9 protein-coding genes and 1 pseudogene are annotated in these 7,753 nt (G+C 72.7%); 3 read left to right on the plus strand and 7 right to left on the minus strand.

The window, feature by feature from the left end:
• Positions 1 to 511: pseudogene (locus GT354_RS33830) on the minus strand (hypothetical protein); the annotation flags it as partial.
• A 202-nt stretch (positions 512 to 713) separates the two neighbouring features.
• On the opposite strand from GT354_RS33830, the gene GT354_RS33835 reads away from it, so the two are divergent.
• Both GT354_RS33835 and GT354_RS33840 read left to right on the plus strand, forming a co-directional pair.
• Positions 714 to 1,442 carry a (2Fe-2S)-binding protein gene (locus GT354_RS33835; protein ID WP_161360189.1) on the plus strand — a complete coding sequence of 243 codons (729 nt, stop codon included), beginning with the start codon at positions 714 to 716 and terminating at the stop codon, positions 1,440 to 1,442.
• Between the two features lie 185 nt (positions 1,443 to 1,627).
• The gene (locus tag GT354_RS33840) at positions 1,628 to 2,197 is read left to right on the plus strand and encodes a hypothetical protein (RefSeq protein ID WP_161360190.1); all 570 of its coding nucleotides are present in this window, start codon (positions 1,628 to 1,630) and stop codon (positions 2,195 to 2,197) included.
• Positions 2,198 to 2,345: 148 nt separating this feature from the next.
• Here the strand turns inward: GT354_RS33840 and GT354_RS33845 are convergent, their stop codons facing one another.
• From GT354_RS33845 to GT354_RS56750, 3 genes are all read right to left on the minus strand, one after another.
• Complete coding sequence (locus tag GT354_RS33845) at positions 2,346 to 3,119, minus strand: phosphotransferase (RefSeq protein WP_161360191.1); 774 nt, start codon at positions 3,117 to 3,119, stop codon at positions 2,346 to 2,348.
• Positions 3,120 to 3,170: 51 nt separating this feature from the next.
• On the minus strand, positions 3,171 to 3,515 hold the full coding sequence (locus tag GT354_RS33850; RefSeq protein ID WP_161360192.1) for a hypothetical protein: 345 nt from the start codon (positions 3,513 to 3,515) through the stop codon (positions 3,171 to 3,173).
• Positions 3,516 to 3,777: 262 nt separating this feature from the next.
• Positions 3,778 to 4,227, minus strand: coding sequence for a hypothetical protein (locus GT354_RS56750; RefSeq protein ID WP_346012301.1), 450 nt, complete (start codon positions 4,225 to 4,227; stop codon positions 3,778 to 3,780).
• On the opposite strand from GT354_RS56750, the gene GT354_RS56755 reads away from it, so the two are divergent.
• A complete protein-coding gene (locus GT354_RS56755; protein WP_346012302.1) occupies positions 4,205 to 4,645 on the plus strand; it encodes a L,D-transpeptidase in 441 nt (146 codons plus the stop codon). The two genes, GT354_RS56750 and GT354_RS56755, sit on opposite strands and share 23 nt — an antisense overlap.
• A gap of 51 nt (positions 4,646 to 4,696) precedes the next feature.
• On the opposite strand, the gene GT354_RS33860 is transcribed toward GT354_RS56755, so the two are convergent.
• The 3 genes from GT354_RS33860 to GT354_RS33870 all read right to left on the minus strand — a co-directional run.
• Positions 4,697 to 5,974 (minus strand): TerD family protein, encoded by a 1,278-nt coding sequence (locus GT354_RS33860; protein ID WP_237535745.1) that lies wholly within the window; start codon positions 5,972 to 5,974, stop codon positions 4,697 to 4,699.
• A 144-nt stretch (positions 5,975 to 6,118) separates the two neighbouring features.
• Complete coding sequence (locus tag GT354_RS33865; protein ID WP_161360195.1) at positions 6,119 to 7,039, minus strand: TIGR03619 family F420-dependent LLM class oxidoreductase; 921 nt, start codon at positions 7,037 to 7,039, stop codon at positions 6,119 to 6,121.
• 85 nt (positions 7,040 to 7,124) lie between these two features.
• Positions 7,125 to 7,753, minus strand: a 629-nt coding sequence (locus GT354_RS33870) for an SDR family oxidoreductase (protein ID WP_161360196.1), incomplete at its 5' end; no start/stop codon positions are given.

Genomic DNA, 7,753 nt, shown 5'->3' on the forward strand with positions numbered 1-7,753 from the left:
CGAACCCGCCGAATCGGCCGCTCCCGCCACCCGCGAACGTGGTGATCACGCCGACCGAATCCACCTTGCGCACCCGGCCGTTGCCTTGATCGGCGATGTACAGTTCGCCCGCCGGGCCCACCGCGAGCCCGCGCGGCGAGGACAGCCGCGCGGCCGTCGCGGGTCCGCCGTCGCCCGCGAAGCCCGCCGCGCCGGTGCCCGCGATCGTCGCGATGGACCCGTTGGGGGAGAGTCGGCGCACGCGGTGCTCGCGTGCGTCCGCGATGTACAGGTTTCCGGCCGCGTCCCACACGATCCCCGCCGGCGCGTTCAGTTGCGCGGCGACGCCGGGGCCGCCGTCGCCGGCCGACCCCGGCACGCCGGTACCGGCGAGGGTGACCACCTTCCAGTCGGCCTCGACGGCTCCGAGCGGCGGACAAGCCGCGCCGAACAGGACGGCGGAGCACGCGAATACGGCGCCCGATCGGCGCAGCAGCCGACGACGGGCAGGAGGCGGGGAGACGGTCGACACGAGAGCCCTCCAGCACAAGAGATCCGGACAGCGGTCGGACCTTGATCCTCGATCCTTAGCCGCTCTCGGCGCCGATCCGGGCCGCGGCACGCGGAGTCGGGCCGAGCTTCACCCGCAGGAGTCACCCCGAACGCGGCCGGTGCCGCGCCGGTTCGCGCGCTCGTGCTCGTTCGCGCGCTCGTGCTCGTGCCAGGGTGAGGGGATGACCGATGTGGCGACGGCCTTGGCGCACGCGGCCGACGTGGGGCCGTACTTCGAGCTGACCACCGGTCGGCTCGCCGACGAGAGCGGCTTTCGACCGCTGGTCGAGCTGTACGACGTCGACCGACCGACCGCTTTGGCGGAGCGGATCGAGGACGTCCGACGCAGGCTCGGCACCGCCGAACCGCGCGTGGCCGCGTCGATCCTCTTCCTGGGCCTGGCCTCCCGCCTGTGGTCGCCGGTGCTCGGCGCGGCCGTGATCGACGAGGTGGTGCCCGATCTTGATCCGCGCCGGGTCCGGTGGCGGTATCCGGCGACCGGCCCGGTCGAGTTGTGGGCGTCGAACCCGGTGGCCCGCGAGGCGGGCGCGGATCGGGTGGGCGACCTGTACGACGCGGTGATGTCGGCGCACCTCGTGCCGCTGGCCGAGGCGACCCGGGCCGTCGTTCCGGTGGCGGAGGCGCTGCTGTGGGGCAACGCGGCCTCGGCGCTGGTCGGTGCGGCGGGCGTGCTGCACCGGCGCTTCGCCGTCGCGCGGCCCGAACCGGCCGCGTCCGCACGCGATATCGCCGCCGGGCTGCTGCGGACGGGGCTGCTGCGCGGCACGGCCTCCGGTGGAGGCGGGGCGTTTCGCCGTACCACGTGCTGCCTGTACTACCGCGTCCCGCGCGGCGGCGTGTGCGGTGACTGTGTGTTCGACGCGCCGCCCCGCCGCCGGCGCGCCGGGTGAGCGAGCGGTACGGGCGACCCGCCACCCGAGGTCGGCACGAATGGCCGGCCCGCTCCGGGGCAGGCGCCCCCCGAACACCGCACGCGTACCACGCCCGAGGGGGCCGGCATGCCGTACCCCGAAACCGCGACGAGGCGGCCCGCGAGATCCGCGCGGACGTCTACCCCGTCAAGAGGAGCGCACCGATGAGCACCCCAGGCCGCCCGCTCGGTCCCAAGCCCGGTCCGTCGCACGGCGAGGAGCCGCTGCGCCGGACACACGACACCTCCGCCGACGCCGACCTGGTCGCGAAGGTCGGCGAGGTGAGCGAGATCGCAGGCCACCGCGTCGACCAGGCCAAGGAATCGGCCGCGCACAAGGCGGACCAGGCCAAGGAGGCCACCCAGCACAAGGCCGAACAGATCAGGGAGGCCACCCAGCACAAGGCCGAACAGGTCAAGGAAGCCGCCCAGCACAAGGCCGAACAGGTCAAGGCCGCCGCGCGGCACCAGACCGAGCAGGCCAAGGAGGGCGTCCGACACGTCGCCGACGAGACCAAATCGAAGGTGGGCGGCAAGACCGAGGAGACCAGGGCACGGGTCGCGGAGGTCCGCCACGTCGCCGGCGACCGGATCGCCGACCGCACCCCCGACGAGATCGCGCACGCCGCGAACTCCGGCGTCCAGGAGATCCGCAAGCGCCCGATTCCGGCTGCCGCCGCTGCCGTCGGTGTCGTGGTGGTGCTGCTCTGGGCGATCCGTCGATCGCGTCGCTGAGCAAGCGGGCCCGACGCCTTCGAAGAACCACTACGCACACCAGGCGCACAGCGCACTCAGCGCACGGCACCCGCGAGCCCGCCGCCCGCCCGACTGCCCGCCCGACCACCGACCGCCCCGGCCGCGGGAGTACACCCGCCCCGGGGCGTCAGCACGACGCGACGCCTTCGAGCCACGTCCGCAACACCCGCCGGGTCGGCTCGTCCGCCTCCCGGCCGTACTTCGCGGGCGCCGTCGCCGCGATCGCCACCCGAACGTCCGTCTCGGTGATGTTCGCGCCCCGGGCGTACGCCGCCGGCAGTTCGACGTCCATCGCCGAGGCCAACTCCGGCCGGGACGCGTTGGCCAGGATCAAACCGGCCAGGTCCTCGCCCTGGAGGCCGTAGCCCGCGTGCGACCAGTCGAGCACCACGACGTCGGCGTCCCGCGCGATCAGGTCGACCGGCCGCAGGTCCAGATGACACACCACGAGCGGTAGCCCCTGTACGCGCGCGGCCAACGGCCCCACCGGCGGCGGCCGTCGGTACAGCCAGGTCGGCCCGTACGGCCGGGGCCGGGCCTGCGCGGCGCCGAGTCGGTGCGCGAAGCGGGTCCACCGGTGGAGGTCCCACGTGCTCCCGGCGATGCCGCGCACGTATTCCAACCACAGGGCCACCGACCCGTCCTCGCGGTGATCCGTCCGCAGCACGCGCGGTGGGCGCAGTCCGTGCTCGGCGTAGACGTCGTGCGGGACGTCGGACTCGTACGCCTTGACCTCGCGCGCCCAGTACACGGGGTTGGCGGGGCCCGTACCGTCCGGCAGCGCGAGTTTGAGCACCACGTCGTCCCGGCTTCCGCTCACGTGCCACACGGCGGAGCGCGTCGACAGCGGGGCCGCGCCCAACGGCGTACCGAGTTCGGGAGGCACGGACTCGATGCGCACGGGGGGTGGCGGGGACTGCTCACTCAGGGTCGACTCCGGGGCGGTGCGCGGTCAGCGGAAGACCGGGGCTCGGGGCGGGCGCCGACGCGCGATGTGGTGTCGGTAGTCGAGCGGGGTCGGTCGGCTCGCGTGGCGCGGTCGACCGGATCGAACGGCGTGCCCGCCGGGGCGGAGGGCGGGCGCGGCCACGGGCACGAGGGCGGGAGTGGGGGCTGCGACCGGCGCGGGGACGGGGGTCACCGTCGGTACGACGTCCGCCACGACGGCCGACGGTGTGAGCGGCGGGACGGTGGACGGTGGTGCGTGTGGGCCCAGCATGCGGTCCTCGAACCAAGCGAGCCCCGGTATGAGCAGGAACATCACGAGCGGAGCAAGCAGTGCGAGGAGCAGGTACATGATCGCCGCCTGGGTTGTGATCGCGTCCGGGCCTAACCCCTCCCCTAGCCGGTGGTGATCTCCGCAAACGTGACGGTTCGGCAACGGCGTTGTTGCCGGCGCGCGGCCGAGGCGGCCGGCTTGTGCCACGAGGGATCGGGGACGGGCCGGGTCCGGCGCTTCGATCACCGAGGGGCTCGATGCGCGGGCAACGGATCTGCGACCGGTTGAACCCGAAACTGTCACAGCCGGCCGAGTACGGCTGAACATCCACCCGAATGGGTCAAACTAGGCAGGCAGCCTCACGGGCCCCGAAATGGTGTCCACAGGGTGTGCACGACTCGGGGACATCCACGTATGGGCCGGAGAGGCACCAGTTCATGAAGAAGACGCGCATATCCCTCGCGCTCACGGTTACCGCGATCCTGGCCCTGTCCGCGTGCAACTCGGGGTCGACCGATACGAAGGCGGACGCCGGGGCGGCTTCGTCGGCGCCCTCGCCGATCACGAGTGCGCCCACCACGCCCGGCGCCGAGAGCACCGCTCCCGCCGCGACGCCGTCACAGACCCCACCGAGCACGAGCGCGGCGCCGTCCACCGTGCCCGTGACCACGAAGCCGCCCACGAGCAAGCCGGCGACCTCGGCGCCCGCGACGAGCAGGCCGCCGACGACCAAGCCGGCGACGAGCAAGCCGGCGACCAAGGCCCCCGTGACGACCAAGCCGCCGGCCACGAAACCGCCGGTCACCAAGCCGCCGGTGAAGCAGGCCCAACTGGACGAGCGCTGCACGACCGGGCGCGCGATCTGCATCGACAAGCGCACGGACAAGCTCTACTGGGTCATCGACGGCAACGTGCAGTACTCCACCGCGGTGCGGTTCGGCTCGGCCGAGACGCCCACCCGTGAGGGTGCGTTCAGCATCAACTTCAAGAGCCGCGACCACGTTTCGACGCTCTACCACACGCCCATGCCGTTCGCGATGTTCTTCTCCGGCGGTCAGGCCGTGCACTACTCGGCCGACTTCGCCGCCCGGGGCTACGCCGGTGCCTCGCACGGCTGTGTGAACGTGCGGGACAAGGCCCTCGTGCAGAACCTGTTCAACGAGTCGCGCGTCGGCGACAAGGTGATCGTCTACCGCTCCGCCAAGTAGTACCGCCTGTGCCTCAGGGCCCGCCCGGGACCGGGCGGGCCCGCAGGTCCGTCAGCGCTCGCGCGGGGCACGCGTGGTCTTGAACTCCGCCGGGCCCGCGCCCATTTCGAACGTGCCGTCCGTGTAGAGCATCGGTCGGCGTTCGGCCATCAGCTTCGAGTACTTCTCGACGTGCTGGATCGAGACGCCTTCGGCGTCGGTGAAGTCCACGAGGGCGATGGCCACCCAGAACACCGCGCGCTTGTTGTTGAACAACGGCACGTTCACCGTCGAGCCCGCCCCGTCGGTGACCTCGGCGTGCGCGCCGTACGACTTGAAACTGCCGAAGCCGTTCTCGACCGCGCTGTAGGCGCAGATCAGCACGTAGCCCTGCTCGTCGGGGCGGGTGATGCGGACCGTCTCGCGGCCCGCCGTGCGCGAGTCGCCGTCGAGTCGGATATAGGGCGCGGCCTCGAGGCTGCCCAACTCCTTGTAGTAGATGACGCCGTTGCCGCCGGACTTCTTCTCGCTCACCTCGGACCTGGGCACGAACAACGCGTACAGGTCCAGGTCGGCGCCCGACTTGCGGCGCGCGTCGCTGCCGCCGTCCCACACGAGGGACGCGGTGACGGTGACGGAGCGATCGGCCTTGTCCATGCTGATCGTCGCCCGGCCGCCCTTGGCGAGGTCGACCCGGCCGAGTGGTTCCTTGGCCATCGAGATCCGCGCGGGTTCCGCGGCCGGAGCGGGCGCCGTCTCCTTGACCATGACGTGCGCGGGCGCGGCCGGGGTGGGGGCGGGCGCCGGGGTCGGCTCCGCCTCGCCTTCCTCCTCCTCGACCGAGATGCCGAAGTCGGTGGCGAGCCCGGCGAGTCCGCTCGCGTAGCCCTGGCCGACCGCGCGCACCTTCCACGCGTCGCCGCGCCGATACAGCTCGACGAGCACCGCGACCGTCTCGCCGCCCGCGAAAGCGTCCGGCGTGTAGCCGATCCGGGTGCCTCCAGAGGTCGTCGTCGCGCCCAGGCCCGGCACCTGACCCAGGGTCGAGCCGGGCCGGTCCGCGTCGGAACTGGCCACCACGACCACCCGGGCGATCTCGGCCGGCACCTTGGCCAGTTCCACCGTCACGTGCGTGGTGCCGGCCGGCCCGGCCGCGGTGCGCACCGCGCCGTCGCCGCCGACGGGATTGTTGAAGAAGACCAGGTCTTCGTCCGTGCGTACCTTGTGCGCGTCGGTGAGCAGGACCGCCGACACGTCGACGACGTCCCCTGAGCCCCACTCGATCGAGACCTCGGCGGTGTCACCGGTCAGGGGCGAGTTGGCGCCGGTGGGGAGCGTGACGTCGGACATGGAGGGCCCTCCCGAGTTGGACACGGGCGCCATATCGCGCCTTGTCCTGGGAACGACCCTCCACCCGGCGACGTTCCGCAAACCGTCAACTTTCCCAAGGACGGGTAAAGCAGGGGCGAGGCGACCGGCCGCGGCGTCGGTCGGTCAGCCGCCGACGACCTTGTCGAACAGTTCCCTGGCCTGCGCGAAGAACGCGGGCGCGCCCTCGGGGCCGGTACAGAACACCTGGATCGGCAGATGCACGGCGGTCGCCCCGGCCGCGATCACCTCGGCCGCGCCCTCCATCGTGCGGGCCAGGTCGAACCGGCCGGCGTCGTCCTTGACCATCGGCAACGGGCCTTGCACGCGCAGCGCCCGCGGGTCGCGGCCCGCGGCGGCGAGCGCCTCGCGGATGCGCAGCACGTCGCGGCCCATGTCGGCGGTGGACAGGCCCATGATCGGGATCCAGCCGTCACCGCTGTCGACGATCCGGTCCAGGTTGCGCTTGTTGAGCGTGCCGCCGATCCACAGCGGCACGCCGCCGGCCTGGACGGGCAGCGGCGAGCAGTAGGCGTCGGTGAAGTTGACCGTCTCGGACGCGAACGTCGCGGGCAGGTTCGTCCACAGCGCTTTGCACGCCGCGAGCGTGTCGGTGAGCAGCCGCCCGCGCGCGTCCCAGTCGAGGCCGGCCGCGTCGTATTCCTCGCGTTGCCACCCCGTGGCCACGCCCAACTCCAGCCGGCCGCCGGAGATCTGGTCGAGCGTCGCGGCGGTCTTGGCGAGCAGCGTCGCGCCGCGCAACGGGGCGACCAGGATCCCGGTCGCGAGCCGCACCTTCGAGGTCACCGCGGCGATCGCGGCGAGCAGCGTGAGCGGCTCGGGCCACGCGGCCTCGGGCGGGGTCGGGAAGCGGCCCCACGTGTAGTTCTGGGTGTTGGGGCCCATCACGACGTGGTCCACGAGCACGATCCGGTCGATACCGGCGTCCTCGGCGGCCCGGCCGACGTCGACGAAGCCGCGCCAGTCGCCGGCGGGCCACGGGCCGAAGTTCGGCAGGCCGATGGAAAGCTGCACGTCAGAGGTCATCGCTACTCCGTGGGGTCGATGTCGGTGTCGGGGTCGAATTCGAGCTCGAAACGGGTTCGAGGTCGTAGCAGGGTCCGAGGTCGAATCAGGGGGCCGAGGTCGGGGCGGGGCCGTGCGCAAAGCGTGGAGCGCGCCCCGCGCGGGCCGCGTCGATCGCGGCGTCGCCGAGCGCGGCCCGCGCGTATTTCTCGAAGGACGGCGCGCGGCGCAGTTCGTTGCCGCCGTCCACGGCCAGGCTCTGGCCCGTGGTCCAGGACGACTCGGGGCCCGCGAGGTGGCGCACGGCCTCCGCGATGTCCTGGGGCACGCCGGTGCGGCCGAGCGGTTTGTTCGCCAGGAAGCTCGCGATCATCTCCTCGTCGCGGAAGATCCGGGCCTCCTCGTGCGACTTCACCAGGCCCGGCCGGACCGCGTTGACGCGCACCCCCGCGGCGCCCAACTCGTCGGCGGCGGCCCGGACCAGGGCCTCCAGGCCCGCCTTGCCGGCCGCGTAGCCGCTCAGGAACGGCATGGTGAGTTTCGCGGCCGTCGAGGACACGCACACGATCGCGCCGCCGCCGCGGGCCGCGATCACGGGCGCGGCGTACTTGATCGCGAGGAACGCGCTGTGCGTATTGCGGTGCAGGTCGGCCAGGAACGCGTCGTCGTCCATCGCCAGGATCGGCGCGGTCGTTCCGCCACCCACCGTCGCGACGCAGATCGCCAGCTCGGGGC

The sequence above is a fragment of the Streptomyces sp. SID3343 genome (genome assembly GCF_009865215.1).
In the GTDB taxonomy this organism is placed as follows: domain Bacteria; phylum Actinomycetota; class Actinomycetes; order Streptomycetales; family Streptomycetaceae; genus Embleya.